This is a genomic window from Veillonella magna DSM 19857 (assembly GCF_000428745.1).
In the GTDB taxonomy this organism is placed as follows: Bacteria; Bacillota; Negativicutes; order Veillonellales; family Veillonellaceae; genus Veillonella_A; species Veillonella_A magna.
In genome coordinates this window covers 35,936-56,448 of sequence record NZ_AUAN01000005.1, presented here as the reverse complement: position 1 = coordinate 56,448, position 20,513 = coordinate 35,936, and the positions used below count along the sequence as shown (strand labels likewise).

Genomic DNA, 20,513 nt, shown 5'->3' with positions numbered 1-20,513 from the left:
TGTATGGTAGACTTAGGAACAGCAAGTATGAAAGGCGATTGCGAGCCGTTGGTTCGAGGAAAGTCCGAGCTCCATAGGGCAGGATGCCGGATAACGTCCGGCGTGGGTGACCATAGGGAATAGTGCCACAGAAAAGTAAACCGCCGCGTATGCGGTAAGGGTGGAACGGTGTCGGTAAGAGCGCACCAGCGATGCAGTAATGTATCGGCTCGGTAAACCCCATCCGGAGCAAGGCCGAATAGGAAAGGGTTAAGGGTGGCCCGCCTACCTTTCGGGTTGTGCCGCTTGAGCATATAGGTAACTATATGTCTAGAAAGATAATCGCCACTGCTTTGCAGAACAGAACTCGGCTTATTGATTGCTTGCTCAAAACCGCTCCTCGGAGCGGTTTTGTTTTATATGTGCACCAAATTTTTTGGTAAAGCAATATTTTTAAGTTTATCAATAAAAATTGATAAAAATCAGACGTTAAAAATGATATACTTATGATGGATAAAAGTTTTATCCAAGAATTATGAAGTTGATAATAAAGTTATATGTAGTATTAGGTATGTAGGTACCATGGGAGGATAATTATGGCATTGGAAGTTGTTCATACGGCAGAGGCCTTTAATGAGTGTCTCAACGTAGATGATCGTCTTGTGTTAGTCGATTTCGAGGCCACATGGTGTGCGCCGTGTAAGTTGATGGCCCCGGAAATTGAAAAGTTAGCAGAAAGCATGGAAAATGAGTTGAACGTGGTCAAAGTAGATGTAGATGAATTGAAGGAGTTAGCCCTTAAACACGAAGTACAAGGGGTACCGACTATGATTGCGTTCCGTAAGGGTAAAGAAGTTGATCGCATCGTTGGCTATAAACCGGCAGATACGATTGTATCCATTATTAATTCCATTAAGTAGACAACGACTAAGTAGATAACAATACTGTTGTTGATACGAGTTGCAAGTTATTGCTTAATAAAATTAATATAATCCAAAGAGAATTATAGTGGTTTTTACGGAGTATTTTTCTATATTGTGGTTAACTACTCTGTGGAAATATAGCATCGGACCCTTTATAGACACTGCGGTGGGTATAAAGGCTTCGAGCCGGCAAACGTGTTGTTGAGTGACAAAGAGGAGGTCTACCTGTGAAAGAAAAGACCAATAGCCTTTGGAATTTATTCCGGGAAAGAAAATTAAGTCGTCGTACATTTATGAAATCGTGTGTAGCATTGACCGCGATTTTGGGTATGCCGCCAACCTTCTTGAATCGTGTAGTAGAAGCGGCAGAAGCTAAAGAGTTGCCGACGGTAATTTGGTTGCACGGTCATGAATGTACAGGCTGTGATGAATCTTTTATTCGATCCACTTCGCCTTTTGCATCGGATGTTATTTTAAACATGATTGCTTTAGAATACACTGATACATTGGCAGCTGCTGCGGGTGAGCCGTTCGAACATCATTTGCATGATATTCTTAAGACAAAACGGGGTAAATATGTATTGGCCGTAGAAGGCGGTGTACCTTTGGATGACAATGGTACTTATTGTATGGTAGCAGGTCGTCCGTTTGTGGATGTTCTTAAAGAATGTGCCGAAGGAGCTGCTTTTATTATCGAGTACGGATCTTGTGCAGCGTGGGGCGGTATACAGGCGGCAAAGCCTAATCCAACCAATACTGTTTCTGTATCTTCGGTGGTATCCGGTAAGAAAATAATTAAGGTACCGGGCTGTCCTCCGATTCCGGAAGTTATGACCGGTGTTATTATGCATTACGCATTGTTTGGTGAAATTCCGCCGCTTGATGTAGAAGGTCGGCCAAAACAATTTTATGGCAATCGTATTCATGATACATGCTATCGCCGTCCGTTCTTTGACTCTGGGTTGTTTGTAGAACGCTTTGATGATGAAGGCGCTAAGGCAGGTTGGTGCTTGTACAAGATGGGATGCCGCGGTCCAGTAACATATAACTCTTGCGGTAACCTACGATGGTGGAATGGCTTGTCGTATCCGATTCAGTCCGGTCATGGTTGCATCGGTTGTAGCGAACGCGGCTTCTGGGATAACGACAATTTCTATCAACGCTTACCTCAGGTACACACGGCTAATACGATTACGAATGCCGATACACTGGGAACAATTGCTGGTTTCACCGCTTTTGGCGCCGTGGTAGCTCACGGTGGTATAACGTTGGCTAAACATAAATATGACAGCATTCAGGAAGAAAAGAAATTAGAAGCTGAAATGGCGGCTAAGAAAGAGGCACAGAAGTCTGCGCCGACGGATGACGAAGGAGGTAATCAGTAATGAAACGTGTAGTCGTTGACCCCGTAACGCGTATTGAAGGTCATTTGCGCGTAGAAGTATCTGTAGATGAGGCTACCGGCCAGGTGCAAGATGCCTTGTCCAGCGGCACGGCTTGGCGTGGTATCGAGCTGGTTGCCAAGGACCGTGATCCTCGTGATGTATGGGCATTTGTACAGCGTATTTGTGGTGTATGTACATCGACTCACGCATTAGCATCATTGCGTTCTGTAGAAGATGCATTGGGAATTCAGATTCCTAAAAATGCTAACTATATTCGCAATATTATGCATAGCTGTTTGGATGTGCACGACCATATCGTTCACTTTTACCATTTGCATGCGTTAGACTGGGTAAGCCCTTTGGAAGCACTGCAGGCGGATCCGGCAAAGACGGCAGCTTTACAGGAAACTGTTTTAAAAACCTACAACATCAGTGGTTTGGAACCGGCTGATGTACAATCTAAAACATCGGCATATCCTAAGGAATTCCCTAAGGGAAATGCTACGTACTATGCAGCTGTACAGGCAAAGATTAAGAAGATTGTTGATAGTGGTCAACTTGGGATTTTTGCAGCGCAGTGGTGGGATCACCCGGATTATAAATTGTTGCCTCCGGAAGTACATCTTATGGGTGTAGCTCATTACTTAGCTGTGTTGGATCGCCAGCGTGATATTGTAACCCCGCATGTTGTTTTCGGCGGTAAAAATCCGCATCCGCACTATATCGTAGGTGGTATGCCGTGTTCTATCTCTATGGATGATATGAACGCACCTATCAACACGGCTCGCTTGGCTGTAGTAGATGAATCCATTTCTATGGCACATGATTTAGTAGATTATTACTATTTGCCGGACGTATTGGCTATCGGTCACATGTATGTAAAAGCCGGCATGGTAGATGGTGGGGGCTTGTCCAAAAAACGCGTATTGGCGTATGGCGGTTATCCTGATGAACCATATAGCGGCATCAGTAATGGCGATTATTTTAAAAAGGCTATGGTACGTGCTAACGGCGTTGTTGAAAACTTTGAACAAGGCGTGGACAAAGCTGTTTTTACCAATTTGGAAGGTAAAGACTTGATGGATCCGCAATTCTTGACGGAAGAAGTAGAACACTCGTGGTACAACTATCCTGACGGTACTAAGTCATTACATCCGTCGGAAGGGATTACAAAGCCAAACTATACCGGTCCTAAGACAGGAACTAAAGAACATTGGGAATTTTTGGATGAAACCAAAAAGTATTCCTGGATTAAATCGCCAACTTTCCAGGGCAAGGCTTGCGAAGTAGGCCCGTTGGCTAAATATATCGTAGTGTATACTAAGGTAAAACAAGGCATCATCAAAAATCCGACATGGGCAGAAGCGCTAATGGTAAAACAGGTTGATGCAGTATCTTCCGTAATCGGCGTACCGGCTCATGTGTGGATGTGCAGTACCGTAGGTCGTACCGCATGCCGTGCATTGGATGCACAAGTAGCAGCTTCGCTGAGCCAGTATTTCTTTGACAAGCTTGTAAGTAATATTAAAGGCGGCGATACAGTAGTAGCTAATACGGAAAAATTCGATCCGAATACATGGCCGAAGGAAGCTAAAGGTGTTGGCGTATTAGATGCTCCGCGTGGTGGCCTCGGTCATTGGTGCGTTATCAAAGACGGTAAGATTGATAACTATCAGTGTATTGTGCCGACAACTTGGAATGCATGTCCAAAGACTATAGCAAACGAACACGGTGCCTATGAATCTAACATGATTGATACGAAGGTGAAAATTGCGGATAAGCCGTTGGAAATTTTAAAGGGAATTCACTCCTTCGACCCATGCCTAGCTTGTTCGACACATCTCTATAACAAAAAAGGTGAGGAAATCGTTTCTGTGAATACGGATGCCTTGTGCAAATAACGAGGAGGGATGTATATGCTGCAACGACAGAAAAAGCCTTACCGTGTGTTTAGCCTATGGCTTAGGATTTTCCATTGGACTATGGTACTTAGTGTAACGGCTCTATTTTGGAGCGGGTTATATATTGGTGACCCGGGATTTATTAACTTTACAGGACGGGAACCGGCAGAGGCAATTAATAGCTGGTTTTCTATGGAAATGATACGCCGTATTCATTTTACAGCGGCATTTATCTTAATTTTTTCCTTTGTGTTCCGTATCTACGGAGCTATTCGCTATCGTGGAGACCGCTTGTTGCCTCGTTTCAATAAACGTCGGTATTGGCGTGGCTTATGGCAGACTACAACACATTACTTGATGCTGCCGCAACAACGTGAACACCGGGTACTCCGCAATTCATTGGCACGTACCAGTTATTTCATTATCTATATTTTATTCGTGTTGGAAATTGCAACAGGTCTGGCCATGTACTCGCAGATTCGACCGGACAGTTGGTTGGCTTTAATTTTCAATCCTTTGAACATGCTGTTTACGGAATATGAAATCCACATTATCCATCACTATATTGCGTGGGCTTTCTTACTCTTTACCGTTATGCACGTGTACTTGGCATTCCGAGAAGATGTTATGGAAGAGTCTGGCGAAGTATCCAGTATGGTATCGGGCATGAAGTTTTACCCGGATGATCCGGAAGATATAGAGGATTTGTATGGCGACAGAAAATAGTATTACCCTCTTGGGGGTAGGCAACATACTTCTTAGTGATGAAGGCGTTGGTGTGCACGTAGTAAATGAAATGCGCCAAGACTATACGTTTACGCCGGAAATTAATATTGTTGACGGCGGCACGATGGGAATGGAGCTCCTTAGCTATATGCGCGGTATGAAAAAATTGTTACTGGTAGATGCGGTGCAAGGTGGCGAGGCCCCGGGAACAGTGTATGAGTTTTTACACCAAGAAACAGAAACATACTTTACGGAGCACATTTCCGTACATGAAGTTGGCATGCAGGATATCTTGCGGATTCGCGCTCTCCAGGAAGATCCTCTGGATGATGCGGTGGTTATCGGGGTAGAGCCGATGAGTCTTGATATTGGATTGGAACCGACACCGCTTGTTCAGCAGGCTATGCCGGATATGAAACAGCGGATTATAGCCGTGTTAATGAACTGGGGCGTGGAGGTGAAGAAAAAAGATGATTGAGAATTACAGTAATGTAGCAACTATTTTGGGAGAGCTCAAATTAGCATTAAAAACATTACGTGAATCCGGTGAAACATATACTCTTTATATTGAAAATACGGGATTGACACAGGAAGAACAAGTAGAAGTATTGGAAACATTAGGTCGTGGTCATATAACGATTACCTTTTCCGAAACGGATCAACCGGTGGAATGGTATGAAACGCGATTTTCCGGTATTTGGGTAGGCACGTTCCGCAACGGACGTGACGAAGCCATCGTCTATACGGTTGAGGTGGCGCGGTATCCATCGCTGTGCGGTGCCTATGAAGAAGATATGGAAGAAGCTGAAAGCGAACTGCAAGAGTGGATAGAAGCAGCCGCACTGTAATAGCAAATCGTCTCCCGAAAGGGGGACGATTTTTTTAACTGGTAATTTTCCTCTTAGTATTGTAAAATAGAGTATCGGATAGACGATGGAGGAATGACATGCTTTTATCGATAGTAGTTCCTGTATATAATGAAGAGGATAATATAAAGAAGTTTTACTCATCTGTTAAGGACGTATTGGCAACTTTGCCGTATGAACATGAAATTATTTTTGTGGATGATGGGTCTTCTGATAATTCGGCTGTTATGTTACATCATATCGCTGAAGAAGATGCTTCGGTGCGCGTGTATTTGTTAGCACGTAATTTTGGACATCAATTAGCATTAACCTGTGGCCTTGATCATGCCAAAGGGGATGCGATTATAACTATGGACGGTGATATGCAGCATCCGCCGGCACTGATCCCCGAGCTGGTACGGCATTGGGAAGAAGGCTACGATGTGGTACGCACTATACGAGATTCTACGGAAGATGCCAGTTGGGCGAAGGCATTTACGTCTAAATACTACTATAAACTAATGAATTTGATGGCGAATGTGCCTATCGTGGAGGGTGGCTCTGATTTTAGATTAATGAATCGCAGAGCGTTAGCCACTCTTCTTAAATTCCGTGAACATGGGCGATTTCTACGTGGTATAGTCGGCGATTTAGGATTTAAACAGGCGGAGGTACATTTTGTAGCACCACCTCGATTTGCGGGGAAGTCTAAGTTCAGTGTACGGAAGATGCTTCATTTTGCATTGGACGGAATAGCGGCCTTTTCGAATGTGCCGTTGCGCATGTCGTTTTATATCGGCTTATTGTGCGGGCTCTTGAGTCTGCTTATGATTTTACATATTTTATTTGTTCATTTCTTTACGGACGACGCAGTCAGTGGCTGGGCTACGCTGGGAGTAGCAATTTTCTTTCTCGGTGGTGTACAGCTTATATGCATCGGCATTATCGGTGAATATGTAGGACGCGTGTTTGAAGAAGTTAAGCATCGCCCGTTATATTGGGTGAAAGATAGTTTTCACTTTGATGCGGGTGATGAGAAAAAGTAGAGTATAGTTTGTAAAAATAGCGAGGACCATACATGAGACGCAGTTATAAAGCAATACGAGTGATGCTAATGGCGGCTTTGCTGGTAGGTAGTACAGCTGTTGCACAGGCAGCGGGCTATAAATACGGCGATAAGGGCGGCGATATAGTAGATCTCCAAAAAAAGCTGGTTACCTACGGGTATAAGGCACGTGTTAACGGTGAATACGATGCCAATACTAAATGGGCGGTCCGCCTGTTTCAACGAGATCATCATATGGAAGTAGACGGGATTACCGGACCGGATACCTATAAGGCTATTATGGGTAAGCCGTTTAACGAGAGTCGGGTAGGTAAGATTACCCGAATGGCTAAAGCCAAACTGGATAAGGAAATGGCAGACAGCCGTGCGGCAGCGGCAAAGCGAGCTGCGAGCAGCAAGCAAGGAGTGGGCAAAAAGGCAGTACGCAAAGGCAGTGCTGACGACAGTTTATTTAGCGGCATTCATCGTGATCCCGTAGATGAAGACTTTAAGTTTGCAGCGACGACAACAATGTCAAAGGAAGTGAAATCATTGCTGGCCGTAGCCGAACAATATAAAGGTGTTCCTTATGTATTTGGGGGAACGACACCGCAAGGATTTGATTGTTCCGGTTACACGCGTTATGTATTTGCAAAAGCCGGTATTAACCTACCGCGCATGGCTGATGAACAGTATAATGTGGGGAAAGCTGTAGATAAACAGCATTTACAACCCGGTGACTTGGTATTCTTTGAAACCTATGAACCAGGTGTATCTCACTCCGGTATTTATATCGGTAACGGACGCTTTATCAGTGCTACTAGCAGTCGAGGCGTAGCCATTGCCGATTTATCCGGTGGATATTGGGGAAGTCGCTACATTGGCGCTAAGCGTGTTATGTAGTCAGGCTATAACTATGCATTGGTCATAGATAGACAATATATACGGAATTAGAAAGGAGGCGTAAGCCTCCTTTTTGATACTGTATGGTAATCATAAATAATATATACAGAGTTTTGTCAGGAGAGATGATATGGGTGAGATTCGCTTGGAAAAGGTGTACTTTTCCTATGAGCAAGAAGATATCGTACAAGATTTATCATTAGTGATACCGGCAGGAACATTTACTATCGTAGTAGGACCTAACGGAGCCGGTAAGACAACATTGCTACGACTTGTTGCCGGATTGCTTTCACCGGAAGAAGGGAAAGTGACTATTGACGGACGGAGTGTTGGCGAGGCACAGCGGCAGGGACTCATTCACTTGGTACCGCAAATTTACAATAAAAATGCCTCACAATTTCCGGCGACGGTATATGAAATTGTAGGATTGGGCTTATTGGTACAAGCCTATGTATCGCGCCATGAACGACAGCAGCGGATAGAGGATGCACTTCACAAGGTAGGTATGTGGGAGTTGCGCGATCGCCGTATAGGAGAGTTGTCAGGCGGTCAGCAACAACGAGTCATGATTGCGCAGGCATTAGCACGCCATTCTAAGTATTTATTATTAGATGAACCTACCAGCGGTGTTGATATGAAGGCTAGTGCTCATATTTTTGAACTGTTGCGGTCTTTGTGCCGACAGGGCTTGACTATTATTATGGTTACCCACGATATTACGGAAGCCGCCAAGGTGGCAGATGAGGTGATTTGCGTGGATCGCCATGTATGTTACCAAGGGGACTGCCAAGGATTCTTGGAAAGTCATATGGGAACGGCATTGTCTTGGCATATAGGAGGGTAAGATGGATTTATTGGCATATTCCTTTATGCAACGGGCGTTACTGGCAGGTGTTATTGTCGCTGTTATGTGCCCGTTAATCGGCATGTTTATTGTTATTAAAAGGCAATCATTGTTAGGTGATGGATTAGGCCATATTGCTTTTGCCGGTGTTACTGGGGCTTCATTACTTAATTGGTATCCACCGTTGGGAGCCGCCGGTTTGACAGTGGCCGCTGCCGTGGGAATCGAGCTTATACGACGACGTCAGAATCAATACACGGATATGATTTTAGCATTGTTCTTTTATGCCGGTTTGGCATTGGCTGTTATTTTTTCGACAATTACAAAGATGCCCAGTACGGGATTGCTGAACTTTTTGTTTGGTAGCATTCTGACAGTTAGCGAAGCAGATATTATATCCATTGGTGTGGTAGCTTTAGTTGTGATTGGTATTATTAGTCAAATTTATTCGCGCCTATTATTGACATCCTTTGACGAAGAAGTTGCAGTCACGGCCGGTGTCAATGTAGGCCGTATCAATATGCTGTTTTCTATATTAACAGCCTTGGTTATCGTCATGGGCATGACGGTTGTGGGAATCTTGCTCATCAGTGCTTTGATGATAGTACCGGTGGCAACGGCTCATCTTTGGCGCAAGGGCTTTAAAACTACTATGGCATTGGCGGTGGCGTATTCGCTGATATCGGTGGTGGGTGGTCTTTTGATTGCTTTCTTCGGCGATATTGCGCCGGGTGGTACCATTGTAATGACAGCTATTGCGTTGTATGCGATTACCTTCATCGGTTCGTTGCTATACAAATAGAGAAGATATGCGGTATAATGAAGAGTAAAAATTTACTAGGAGGCTGGGACTCATGAAAGGTAATGAACTGCGGCAAGCATACTTGCAGTTTTTTGAAAGTAAGGGACATTTAAAATTAGATAGCTATCCGTTGATTCCGGAGAATGATCCGTCGCTGCTCTTAATCGGTGCGGGTATGGCTCCGTTAAAGCCGTTTTTTACGGGTAAATTAGTGCCGCCGCGCACACGCGTGACGACCTGCCAAAAATGTATTCGTACCGGTGATATTGAAAATGTTGGACGCACGGCACGTCATCATACATTCTTCGAAATGTTGGGTAACTTTTCCTTTGGCGATTACTTCAAAAAGGATGCCATTCATTGGGCTTGGGAATTCTTGACAGAAGTGATTAAGCTCGATAAGAATCGTTTATATGTAACTGTGTATCCGGATGACCAAGAAGCATATGATGTATGGCATAAAGAAGTCGGATTACCGGACAGCCATATCAGTCGTTTGGAAGACAACTTCTGGGAAATCGGTGAAGGACCGTGCGGACCGGACAGCGAAATCTTCTATGACTTAGGTGAAGAACGCGGTTGTGGTAGTCCCGATTGTGCACCGGGATGTGACTGTGACCGTTATCTGGAAATTTGGAATCTGGTATTTACACAGTTCAACCGTACGGCGGAAGGCACCTATGAACCGTTGGAAAAGAAAAATATCGATACCGGTGCCGGCCTAGAACGATTGGCTTCCGTATTACAGAATAAAGAAAGTAATTTTGAAACAGATTTAATCTTCCCTATTATTGAACGCGCCGCACAAATGGCGAAGGTAACGTATCATACAGATGCTAATACCGATGTATCCTTGAAGGTTATCGGTGACCATATTCGCGCTATTGCCGTGCTTATCGGTGATGGTGTATTACCATCCAATGAAGGTCGTGGTTATGTATTGCGTCGTATTTTGCGTCGTGCTGTACGTCATGGCCGTTTGTTGGGAATCAAGGGACTGTTCTTGACGGAACTTATCGATGTGGTTGTGGATATTCTGGGACCGGGCTTAAAGGATTTAGTAGAAAAGAAATCCTTCATTAAGCGTGTTGTGGCTAATGAAGAGGAACGCTTCAATCAAACGCTGGAACAAGGTTTGGCCATGTTGACGGCACTAGTGGATGAGTTGAAGAAGAATGAAGCAACGGTTATCGGCGGTGCTGACGTATTCAAATTGTATGATACCTATGGATTCCCTTGGGAACTGACGGAAGAAATTGCCGGTGAATCTGGATTGTCTATTGATATGGAGGGCTTTGAAAAAGCTATGGCCGAACAGCGTGCCCGTGCTCGCGCAGCACGTGAAGATGTGGATGCCAAAGTAGCTACACCGGATATCACCTTCTTGGCTAACGAAACGTTAACCGCTGATGAAGATGCAAAAGCTTCGGAAATTCTCATGATCGGCCGTGGCGCTAACCGCGTTGATCGTGCGGAAGACGGTGAAGAAGTAACCGTAATCGTTCTCACTACACCATTCCATGCCGAAGGCGGCGGACAGTTAGGTGATACGGGATATATCGTAGGCCCTATGGGTAAATTGGAAGTGCACAATACTAAAAAATTACCGGAAGGTACGACGTATCACATTGCTACTGTTGTAGAAGGCAGTGTGGCTGTCGGTGATGACGTCACCTTCGAAGTAGATACAGCTCGACGTCTTTCCATGGCGCGCAATCACACGGCAACGCACTTGTTGCATGCAGCGTTGAAACGCGTATTGGGCGACCATGTTAATCAGGCCGGTTCCCTGGTAATGCCAGATCGTTTACGCTTTGACTTTACTCATTTCTCACCGGTAAGCGATGATGAAATGAAAGAAATCACTCGTTTAGTAAATGAAGAAATACTAAAGGCACAGAACCTTACTATCCAGGAAATGGGAATGGATGAAGCGAAGGCTTTAGGGGCAATGGCTTTGTTCGGCGAAAAATATGGTGACCGTGTACGCGTTGTTACGGTGCCGGACTTTAGCATTGAATTGTGCGGTGGTTCGCATGTACCTAATACGGCGGTTATTGGTAGCTTCCGTATTGTTTCCGAAGGAGGCATCGGCTCCGGTGTGCGCCGTATTGAAGCTGTAACGGGGGCAGCTGCTCTCAAATTAGCACAGGATGATCAGGAAAAATTAGCTACATTGGCAACTATGGTTAAAGCAAAACCGGAAGCGTTAGTGCAGCGTGTACAGCAGTTGTTGGATGAAACTAAAAATCTCGAACACGAATTGGCAGCAGCACGAAAAGAATTGGCCAGCGGTAGTATGAATGATGTCTTAGCCGGTAAATTCGATGTTAATGGTTTAACCGGTGTGGTAGCTGAAGTAAAAGCTAACGATATGGAAGAGCTTCGCAATATTGCCGATATGGTACGCGATCATATTGGCTCCGGTGTGGTATTGCTCGGTATGGCCGGTGAAGGAAAAGTTAACTTTGTTTGCATGGCTACGAAAGGTGCAGTTAAACAGGGAATCCATGCAGGTAATATTGTAAAACAGACGGCGCAGGCTGCCGGCGGTAACGGTGGCGGACGTCCTGATATGGCACAAGCCGGCGGTAAGAAACCGGAAGCATTGTCCGAAGCATTGGCTGTAGGTAAACAAGCCATCGTAAATATGGTACAATAGTTGTAAGCGAAGAGTACTTTGCTATAAAAGGAGGGATTTCGGATGAGTGTATCTGATGAAACAATGGTATTTAACAAAGTGGATGAAACGCTGACCGCCGCAGAGGTCTTGGATAGTGTGTATCATTCTTTGCAGGAAAAAGGCTATAATCCGATTAACCAAATAGCCGGATACCTTATTTCCGGTGACCCGACGTATATAACGAATTACAACAATGCTCGTAGTACCATTCGTCTGTTGGAACGAGATGAACTGATTGAAGAGTTGGTAAGAGAATACGTAAAGGCAAAAAGGTTATAATATGCGGATTATGGCATTAGACGTAGGCAGTCGCACTATCGGTGTGGCCTGCAGTGATGCGTTGTATATGACGGCGCAAGGCGTAGAAACTATTCGTCGCACATCATGGGCTAAGGATTTTGAACGTTTATTGCAGCTCATTAACGACTACGAGGTAGAAGAAATTGTAGTGGGGATGCCGCGGAATATGAACGGCACCAAAGGTGAGCGTGCAGAAAAGACGGAAGAATTTGTAGAACGCCTAAAAGAGGTGACAACGTTGCCCATTACCTATTGGGACGAACGCTTATCTACGGTTATGGCTGAACGATCGTTGATTGCAGCCGATGTAAGTCGTCGTAAACGCAAGGCAGTGATTGATAAAATGGCGGCTGTGGTAATTTTGCAAGGTTATTTGGATAGACGACAACATACATTATAGGAGGTGTACAATGATAGAACAGGGTTATGAAGGTGAAGTATCGGTCGTTGTAGTGGATGATGGTGAAGGTAACGAAACCTATTACGAAGAAGAAGTAGTGATTGCACATGACGGTAAGAACTTTGCCGTACTCGTATCATTGCCGCCGGAAGAATGTGAGCCGGGCTGCAAATGTCATGAGGAACCGACCGTTATTATAGCGCGCATTGATCGTGAAGACGGCGAAGATGTGTACGTAGCTCCGACGGAAGATGAATACGAAGCAGTAGTACAGCTTTACGAAGAAATGCAGTAACAGTATATTGAAATACATGTTTTTCAAGTGATGCATTTGAAAGATTGAATAGTATGAGAGAAGAGGGGCCGAAAGGCCCCTTTTCGTGACTTATGCGACTATATTTGCTATAATAAAGTGTTCAAATTTTACGTTAAAAGGAGTTTGCGGCGCATGAGTACTACCGTAAAAAAGAGGATACTTCCGTTGCTTATTATCATAGTCATGCTGATAGCATCTCTGGCCAGTGTTCTCTACTTTTTACCTAATCGATTTACTAAGCACCCAGAGTTGGTGGTAGTAGTCGTCGAAAAAGATATGACAGGCAGTGAAATCGGTGATGTGCTGTACGAAAAACAGTTGGTTCGGTCTTCGCTACTATTTCGTGTAGCTCTTAGAGTGACAGGGACCATGGATAAATTACAACATGGCTATTACCAATTACCGGATAATGCCAGCTTGTATGAGATTATAGGGCTGTTACAAAAAGGTCATCTACAAACCGTAAAGGTGACCATTCCGGAAGGTTTTACGATACAGCAAATCGCCGATGAATTAGCACGTGATGGGTTGGTGCATAAGGAAAACTTTTTAGCGGAAGCAAAGACCTATGTTCCTTATATGTACATGTATGGGCCGGAAAAAGTAGATTACCGTGTGGAAGGCTTTTTATTCCCCAGCACCTACGAGATTCCGGTGAAAAGTACGGCAAAGGATATCTTAGCGATGATGGCAAAAGAGATGAATACACAGCTCACGCCAGCTATGCGTAAGGAAATCGAAGCGCAGCATATGACGATATTTGAATTTATCACCTTGGCCTCATTGGTAGAAAAGGAAGCTAAATTCGATGAAGATCGACCAATTATTGCGGCTGTGTTTAAGCGTCGCCTAGCGGTAGGTATGCCGTTGCAGTCGTGCGCAAGCATCCAATATATTTTAGGCTATCCGAAGCCGTTATTATCGGTGGAAGACACAAAAATTCCTAGTCCCTATAATACGTATATCAATAAAGGATTACCGCCGGGACCGATTGCTAATCCCGGTAAAAAATCTATGGAAGCCGTACTATATGCACCGCCTACGGAATACTTATTCTTCGTAGCCGATGCTGAGGGACATCATATTTTCTCTAAAACCTATGAAGAACATCTAAAGGCAGTGGAAAAAATTTATGGAAATTAAGGAAATCTTAAATGAACAACGTATTTATGCGGTCATCAATAAGGTGCCGATTTTACGCGAGTCGGAAGTACATTTATTTGAAGAGCTAATTGATTTGTATCAGCCGCATCGCATATTGGAAGTAGGTACGGCTATCGGCTATTCTACGCTTTTGTTAGCGCAGCATGCAGCCAAGGACGGAGAAGTAGTATCCATTGAGCTTGATGAAGTTCGCCATGAAATGGCTCGCTATTACGTGGGGAAATCAGTATATCAAGACAATATAACTTTACTAAAGGGTGATGCCAATGAGGTATTGTATCAAGTAGAAGGTCATTTTGATATGGTGTTCTTGGATGGCCCGAAAGGACAGTACTTGAGACAACTTGAGATTATTTTACCAAAGTTGGCCCCGCAGGCGGTTGTTTTGGCGGATAATGTACTGTTTCGCGGATGTGTACGAGGAGAAAAAGCAGCGCCGCATCGCTATAAAACCATCGTTAAACGACTACGTGATTATTTGGACTATGTAGAAAATAAAGAGCTTTTTAATACAACAATATATCCCTTGGGGGATGGAATGAGTGTAAGTATATGGAAAGGATATAGTAATGAGCAGACCGATTGAATTGTTATCTCCGGCAGGGAATATGGATAAGTTAAAAATGGCTATCCGCTACGGTGCCGATGCCGTATATTGTGCAGGACAGGCGTTCGGCCTACGTGCGGGCAGTGCTAATTTTAATAATGAAGAGTTGAAGGAAGCCGTTGAATTTGTACATGCCCATGGTAAGAAAATTTATGTGACCTGTAATATTATCCCTCATAATGAAGATCTGGTAGGCCTGGAGGAATATTTGCAATATTTGGAAAGTATTCATGTGGATGCCATTATTGTAGCAGACTTAGGAATTTTCCTATTGGCGAAACGAGTAGCTCCAGGATTGGAACTTCATGTAAGTACGCAGGCGAATACGACAAACTATTTGACGACAGAATTCTGGAAGGAACAAGGGGCAGCCCGTGTTGTAGTGGCTCGTGAGGTAAGCATTAAGGATATCAAGACGATGCGCGAATCCGCGGATATTGAAATTGAAGCCTTTATTCATGGTGCGATGTGCATTTCCTATTCCGGACGTTGTTTGTTGAGTAATTACTTTACCACTACTCGCGATGCCAATCGAGGTCAGTGTGCACAGGCATGTCGTTGGAAATATTCTTTGGTAGAATCCAATCGTCCCGGCGAGTACTATCCGATTGAAGAAGATCAACACGGTACGTACATTTTTAACTCTAAGGATTTGTGCCTGTTAAAACATATTCCAGAGCTATATGAAGCCGGAGTGGATAGTTTAAAAATCGAAGGACGTATGAAGAGTGTGCATTACGTAGCCACCGTTACCAAAGTGTATCGGGAAGCCATTGATACATATTTAAAAGAAGGCAAGGAGTGGTATGTGCGTGATGAATGGATGGAAGAATTAGAAAAAATTTCCCATCGACCGTACACGGAGGGGTTCTCGGTAGAAAAGCCGGATGAAACGGCACAAAATTACGGTAAGTCAAGCAATACGCAGACCCATGATTTTATTGGGTTAGTGGAAGGGTACAATACCGAAGAAGGCTTTGCCTATATGGAGCAGCGTAATAACTTTAAGGTCGGCGATGAAGTTGAATTTTGTCAGCCGCACGGCGCATTGGTACATCATGTGATTACTAAAATGACTGATGAAAACGGTGAAGAAATCACAGTAGCGCCGCATCCGCAAATGAAAGTGCGCTTATATATTGATACGCCGCTGGAAACCTATTCCATGATGCGTCGTAAGTGTAAAAATCAATAGGCGAGGCGATAGACATGGAAGCGATACATCACGAAGATTCGTATGTATACTTTACAATTAATCCGGCACACACGAATTATGTGAATCGTATATTGGAAGGTTATGAGTATCTTGGCGTTATGACTACAGTTAATCGTAGCGAAGGACTTTGTGTAGTGAGAAGTACGGAAGATACGCGTGATACGGTAAAAGAGGTTCTTAGTTCCTTAGATATCGGGTTAACCTTTGTGGATCCAAATACATTGTAGCCACTGTACAGCTTATATTGGCTATAATAACCGGTGACAGTAGCAGTAATTGGAATCGCAGTAACAGTGTACAATTTCTTATAATTACTATAATCGTGTGATGCGGATACAACTCGTATGCTAATACGATACAGGTAATAAGATTGTAAAATTAAATTTTGCAAAATATATATTGACAGTATGATTAGAAAGTGATAGAGTATGGTCATACAAAGAGAAAGGTAAAGCGAAGGACATGATGGTTACGTCAATCATGGTACAGAGAGAGATGCCTTGGCTGTGAGCGTCTTCCGTGACCGTAGACATTACCCCCTTCAAACCGATTTTCCGAAGGCTTGTTTGCTAACGGCGCGATTGACCGTGCAGATAAGAGGTAAGAAAATCCGTTGGGCCCGTTATCGTCCGTAAAGTGAATCGCTTGGCGATTAACTAGGGTGGAACCGCGAGACCTTCGTCCCTTGAGTGGATGGAGGTCCTTTTTTTATACTTGATTTGTGATCGGCGTTCCCGCCGCCGCTCATACCTAAGGAGGAATTACAATGGCTGAAGTAAACATTATTTTACCGGACGGTAGTAACAAGGCGTATGCGGCCGGAACTACATTGGGAGAAGCTGTAAAGCAGTTGTCTAACAGCTTGGCAAAGAAAGTATTGGCAGCAGATGTAGATGGTGAATTGACTGATTTGCGTGAAGTCGTAAAAGATGGTTCGCATGTTAGCTTTTTAACTTTTGAAGAACAGGGTGGTAAAGATACGCTTCGTCATAGTGCATCTCATGTGATGGCGCAAGCTATTAAACGCATTTGGCCGAAAGCTAAGTTGGCAATTGGTCCGGCTATCGAAAACGGCTTCTATTATGATATCGATATGGAACATGTTTTGGTTCCGGAAGATTTGCCGAAAATCGAAGCAGAAATGAATCGCATCGTCAAAGAAAATTTCCCTATCGAAAAAGAAGTTGTCAGCCGCGACGCAGCCTTGGCTTTATTTAAAGAAAAGAATGAAGACTACAAGGTAGAATTGATTAATGATTTACCGGCTGATGCAGAAATTTCTTTGTATCGTCAAGGTGAGTTCGTTGATCTTTGTGCCGGTCCTCATGTTGCCTCTACCGGTAAAGTGAAGGCCTTTAAGTTGCAGAGCTTGGCCGGTGCTTATTGGCGCGGTGACGAAAAAAATAAAATGTTACAGCGTATTTACGGAACGGCCTTTGAAAAGAAGGAACAGCTGGAAGAGTACTTACATCTTTTGGAAGAAGCAGCTCGCCGCGACCATCGTAAATTGGGTAAGGAATTAGGTCTCTTTGTTATTAAAGAACAGGGACCGGGCTTCCCATTCTTCTTACCGAAGGGCATGGCAGTGCGCAATGAACTAGAAAACTTCTGGCGTGAAGTACATCATGATTTTGATTATGAAGAAGTACGTACACCGATTATTTTAAATCGTCAGTTATGGGAACAGTCAGGTCATTGGTTCCATTATCGTGAAAATATGTACACTACTGAAATCGATGGTGAAGATTATGCAATTAAACCAATGAACTGCCCGGGCGGTATCCTGGTATATCAGAATGAAATGCATTCGTATCGTGATTTCCCAATACGTATGGCAGAGCTCGGTCTTGTTCATCGTCATGAATTGAGCGGCGCCTTGCACGGACTCTTCCGCGTACGTAGCTTTACGCAGGATGATGCGCACGTATTTATGTTGCCGTCACAGATTAAAACAGAATTAATTAAGGTTATTGAACTGTTCGACCGTATTTACAGTCAGTTCGGCTTGACCTATCGTGTTGAATTGAGTACGAAGCCGGATAATGCAATGGGGGATGATTCCATTTGGGAAGCCGCTACTAATGCACTTCGTGAAGCCATTGAAGAAAAAGGCATTCCGTATCAGATTAATGAAGGGGATGGCGCTTTCTACGGGCCGAAGCTTGACTTCCACATCAAAGATTCGTTGGGACGTACTTGGCAATGCGGTACGATTCAGCTGGATATGAACTTGCCGGAACGTTTCAACATGGAATACGTTGGTGAAGATGGCCAGAAGCATCGTCCGATCATGATTCATCGTGCTTGCTTTGGATCTTTGGAACGCTTTATCGGTATCCTTATCGAACATTATGCAGGTGCATTCCCAACTTGGCTCGCACCGGTACAAGTTAAAATCTTGCCGATTAGTGAAAAGCATGTAGACTATGCTAACGAATTGAAGGCTGCTTTCAAGAAAGCGTATGTACGTGTAGAAGTTGATGATCGTAATGAAAAAATCGGCTATAAGATTCGTCAAGCACAGATGGAAAAGGTACCGTACATGCTCGTAGTCGGTGATAAAGAAGAACAGGAAGCAACCGTTGCTGTTCGTAAACGTGGTGAAGGTGAAGTAGGTACCGTAGCTTGGAAACAATTCTTAGAAGATATTGTTAAAGAAGCTAAGGAACGTAAATAATCAGTGCAAACATGCATATACAGATTGTATGCTTGCATAGATAGGTGAAAAAAATAATTTATGCGAGCATATACTGCATTAGTGATGTGAGCATGCAGTAAATGAAAAAGAGGGACGTAATGAACGATCTATTCTGCGAATTAGAGCATAGAATTAATTTGCGGGATAGGATGTTGATCGTCTCTCTTTTTTGCTATCTATATGCTATCTACATGCTATATATAGGCATGCAACAGTAAAACGTCAAACTATTTTCTGTAGAATGTGGAGCTGTGGTCTGTACTCTATAGAAACCTTAGTTGCCTATAAAAATTTTTGTATAAAAAATATAAAATGACGGACGTTTTTCGTGATTATTGCTGGGTTTATGCACTACATGGTATTGTCTATAGAATATAAGTATATAGAAATAAAAGTGATAACTGAGCATCTTTTTTATTTGCTTAACAACCGAAATTATCCGTATTATACTATCATCGAACTAAGGGAACAGCCCTTAGCAAGGTCGACTGAAAGCAATACAAGAAGTAAAAATAATGATGGTAATAACGTATGGTTAGTGTGGTAATTAATAAAGGAGAGAACAATCATGACAACGTTTGAAGACACAATGGAAGAAAAAAAGGTACAGGTAACGAAGGTAGCAAAGGATACTAAAAAATATCAAGACGAAGCTCATTTGGCATATCCGATGACAGACGAAATGCGTAAAATGATGGCTGATAGCTATAAGGTAATTCACAAATAATCGATTGATACTACTTCGTATAACATATCGCGTATATGTGTGTCGGCAAAGAGAGGCACGATAAAAATTACATAGTACCCAATAAACTAAAGGTCATACAGTCTGAAATCAGAAGTTAAAGTGGTTGCAATTAATTAGTACAACAAAATAAGCAGTGAAATAAAAAAGATAGTCAGTATGAAGAGCTGTTCTTCATATTGACTATCTTTTTTAGTAGGCTATCACATAGTACTGAGCAATACGCATACTACATCATTGACAGTAAGGATAATGGTATCGGTCTATAGTAAAAGAGATACCGCTACTGCTCCATTAAATGATTGCGTTATGCACGAGTCCCTCGATATCTGAATAGGCTGCAATTTCAATAGCACAAAGCTGCTTAGCCTTTTCATAAAAAATATGACCGGCCTCTGTAAGTTGAAAACTCGATCCACGCTGACCGCGTCTGATGTGAAGAAGCGGTGTGCCAAACTCAGCCTCTAAATAGCGCAACTGCTTACTCAATGCAGGCTGCGTCAGATGCAGGCGATTGGCAGCGCGTGTCATATTGCCGGTGTTAACAAGGGTTACAAAATTGTGATAATACGATGTGTCCATGATAATCCTCCTGCACGTAAATAACTGGCATGGTAGATTGTCATGAATAACTATAGTATGGGCGTACTATAATTATTATTGTAGCTTGTATTAAAGGAAAAGTCTATATACATACGGTTTTTTATACAAATTTTATCGATTGCACTTTGTATTTTCTATAGCTTACATTCTGTATGTAAAAGAAGCGAAAAAAGGCGGTAAAAAAGGTGATTATGGGACTTTTATCACGATTAAAAATTTTTTGGAAAAAATTTCCGGCATTTATTAATTTATTAGATAGCAAAGGTATGGCATAAAATGTTATCCTTGCTATAGCTAAAGAAGTCCGGTTTAACAGCAGTGAGGGGGATATAGGCCCATAGACATGCGTATCGTCAAAAAAATGACAAAAAAATATAAAATCTATAAAAATTCTGAATTTATTAATTAAAATACAATGAATACAAAGT

The 20,513-nt window shown here is 43.2% G+C and carries 20 protein-coding genes, 1 other RNA gene and 1 pseudogene; 21 read left to right on the top strand and 1 reads right to left on the bottom strand.

From position 1 onward, the window contains the following. The first annotated feature begins 21 nt into the window (after positions 1–21). The 21 genes and pseudogenes from rnpB to G344_RS11865 all read left to right on the top strand — a co-directional run bounded on the left by rnpB (position 22) and on the right by G344_RS11865 (position 19,464). Positions 22–370, top strand: an RNA gene (gene rnpB, locus G344_RS11370) — RNase P RNA component class A. Between the two features lie 205 nt (positions 371–575). Next, positions 576–899 (top strand): thioredoxin, encoded by a 324-nt coding sequence (gene trxA / locus G344_RS0102025; RefSeq protein ID WP_038154742.1) that lies wholly within the window; start codon positions 576–578, stop codon positions 897–899. A gap of 230 nt (positions 900–1,129) precedes the next feature. Continuing rightward, the gene (locus tag G344_RS0102020) at positions 1,130–2,287 is read left to right on the top strand and encodes a hydrogenase small subunit (protein WP_028254736.1); all 1,158 of its coding nucleotides are present in this window, start codon (positions 1,130–1,132) and stop codon (positions 2,285–2,287) included. Then, complete coding sequence (locus G344_RS0102015; RefSeq protein ID WP_028254735.1) at positions 2,287–4,188, top strand: nickel-dependent hydrogenase large subunit; 1,902 nt, start codon at positions 2,287–2,289, stop codon at positions 4,186–4,188. Before G344_RS0102020 ends, G344_RS0102015 begins: the two co-directional genes overlap by 1 nt. A 15-nt stretch (positions 4,189–4,203) precedes the next feature. Next, positions 4,204–4,914 (top strand): Ni/Fe-hydrogenase, b-type cytochrome subunit, encoded by a 711-nt coding sequence (cybH, locus tag G344_RS11980; protein ID WP_028254734.1) that lies wholly within the window; start codon positions 4,204–4,206, stop codon positions 4,912–4,914. Beyond that, a pseudogene (locus tag G344_RS11975) lies at positions 4,907–5,392 on the top strand (HyaD/HybD family hydrogenase maturation endopeptidase); the annotation flags it as partial. The gene cybH and the pseudogene G344_RS11975, both read left to right, overlap by 8 nt. Next, a complete protein-coding gene (locus G344_RS0102000; RefSeq protein WP_028254732.1) occupies positions 5,385–5,762 on the top strand; it encodes a hydrogenase expression/formation C-terminal domain-containing protein in 378 nt (125 codons plus the stop codon). The pseudogene G344_RS11975 and the gene G344_RS0102000, both read left to right, overlap by 8 nt. Before the next feature lie 98 nt (positions 5,763–5,860). Further along, a complete protein-coding gene (locus tag G344_RS0101995; protein ID WP_028254731.1) occupies positions 5,861–6,805 on the top strand; it encodes a glycosyltransferase family 2 protein in 945 nt (314 codons plus the stop codon). Between the two features lie 32 nt (positions 6,806–6,837). After that, complete coding sequence (locus G344_RS0101990; RefSeq protein WP_028254730.1) at positions 6,838–7,707, top strand: C40 family peptidase; 870 nt, start codon at positions 6,838–6,840, stop codon at positions 7,705–7,707. Between the two features lie 130 nt (positions 7,708–7,837). Next, complete coding sequence (locus tag G344_RS0101985) at positions 7,838–8,551, top strand: metal ABC transporter ATP-binding protein (protein ID WP_028254729.1); 714 nt, start codon at positions 7,838–7,840, stop codon at positions 8,549–8,551. Between the two features lies 1 nt (position 8,552). After that, positions 8,553–9,353: a metal ABC transporter permease gene (locus G344_RS0101980; protein ID WP_028254728.1), complete on the top strand. Its 801-nt coding sequence runs from the start codon at positions 8,553–8,555 to the stop codon at positions 9,351–9,353. Between the two features lie 52 nt (positions 9,354–9,405). Next, positions 9,406–12,015, top strand: coding sequence for an alanine--tRNA ligase (gene alaS, locus G344_RS0101975; RefSeq protein WP_028254727.1), 2,610 nt, complete (start codon positions 9,406–9,408; stop codon positions 12,013–12,015). Positions 12,016–12,057: 42 nt separating this feature from the next. Next, positions 12,058–12,315 (top strand): IreB family regulatory phosphoprotein, encoded by a 258-nt coding sequence (locus G344_RS0101970; RefSeq protein WP_028254726.1) that lies wholly within the window; start codon positions 12,058–12,060, stop codon positions 12,313–12,315. Between the two features lies 1 nt (position 12,316). Beyond that, positions 12,317–12,736, top strand: coding sequence for a Holliday junction resolvase RuvX (gene ruvX / locus G344_RS0101965; RefSeq protein WP_028254725.1), 420 nt, complete (start codon positions 12,317–12,319; stop codon positions 12,734–12,736). Between the two features lie 10 nt (positions 12,737–12,746). Continuing rightward, a complete protein-coding gene (locus tag G344_RS0101960) occupies positions 12,747–13,031 on the top strand; it encodes a DUF1292 domain-containing protein (RefSeq protein WP_028254724.1) in 285 nt (94 codons plus the stop codon). A 153-nt stretch (positions 13,032–13,184) separates the two neighbouring features. Beyond that, on the top strand, positions 13,185–14,195 hold the full coding sequence (mltG, locus tag G344_RS0101955; RefSeq protein WP_038154739.1) for an endolytic transglycosylase MltG: 1,011 nt from the start codon (positions 13,185–13,187) through the stop codon (positions 14,193–14,195). Next, entirely contained in the window at positions 14,185–14,802 is a 618-nt protein-coding gene (locus G344_RS0101950) for an O-methyltransferase (RefSeq protein ID WP_028254722.1), read from the top strand. The genes mltG and G344_RS0101950 overlap by 11 nt, the downstream gene beginning before the upstream one ends. Beyond that, complete coding sequence (locus tag G344_RS0101945; protein WP_038154736.1) at positions 14,786–16,018, top strand: peptidase U32 family protein; 1,233 nt, start codon at positions 14,786–14,788, stop codon at positions 16,016–16,018. The genes G344_RS0101950 and G344_RS0101945 overlap by 17 nt, the downstream gene beginning before the upstream one ends. A gap of 14 nt (positions 16,019–16,032) precedes the next feature. Next, positions 16,033–16,266: a DUF4911 domain-containing protein gene (locus tag G344_RS0101940; RefSeq protein ID WP_028254720.1), complete on the top strand. Its 234-nt coding sequence runs from the start codon at positions 16,033–16,035 to the stop codon at positions 16,264–16,266. A gap of 539 nt (positions 16,267–16,805) precedes the next feature. Next, positions 16,806–18,716, top strand: a complete 1,911-nt coding sequence (gene thrS / locus G344_RS0101935; RefSeq protein ID WP_028254719.1) for a threonine--tRNA ligase — start codon at positions 16,806–16,808, stop codon at positions 18,714–18,716. A 589-nt stretch (positions 18,717–19,305) separates the two neighbouring features. Continuing rightward, a complete protein-coding gene (locus tag G344_RS11865) occupies positions 19,306–19,464 on the top strand; it encodes a hypothetical protein (RefSeq protein ID WP_156886129.1) in 159 nt (52 codons plus the stop codon). Between the two features lie 312 nt (positions 19,465–19,776). Here G344_RS11865 and G344_RS0101925 read toward each other — a convergent pair whose 3' ends face one another. Beyond that, complete coding sequence (locus tag G344_RS0101925; protein ID WP_028254718.1) at positions 19,777–20,064, bottom strand: LysR family transcriptional regulator; 288 nt, start codon at positions 20,062–20,064, stop codon at positions 19,777–19,779. Positions 20,065–20,513 lie beyond the last annotated feature (449 nt).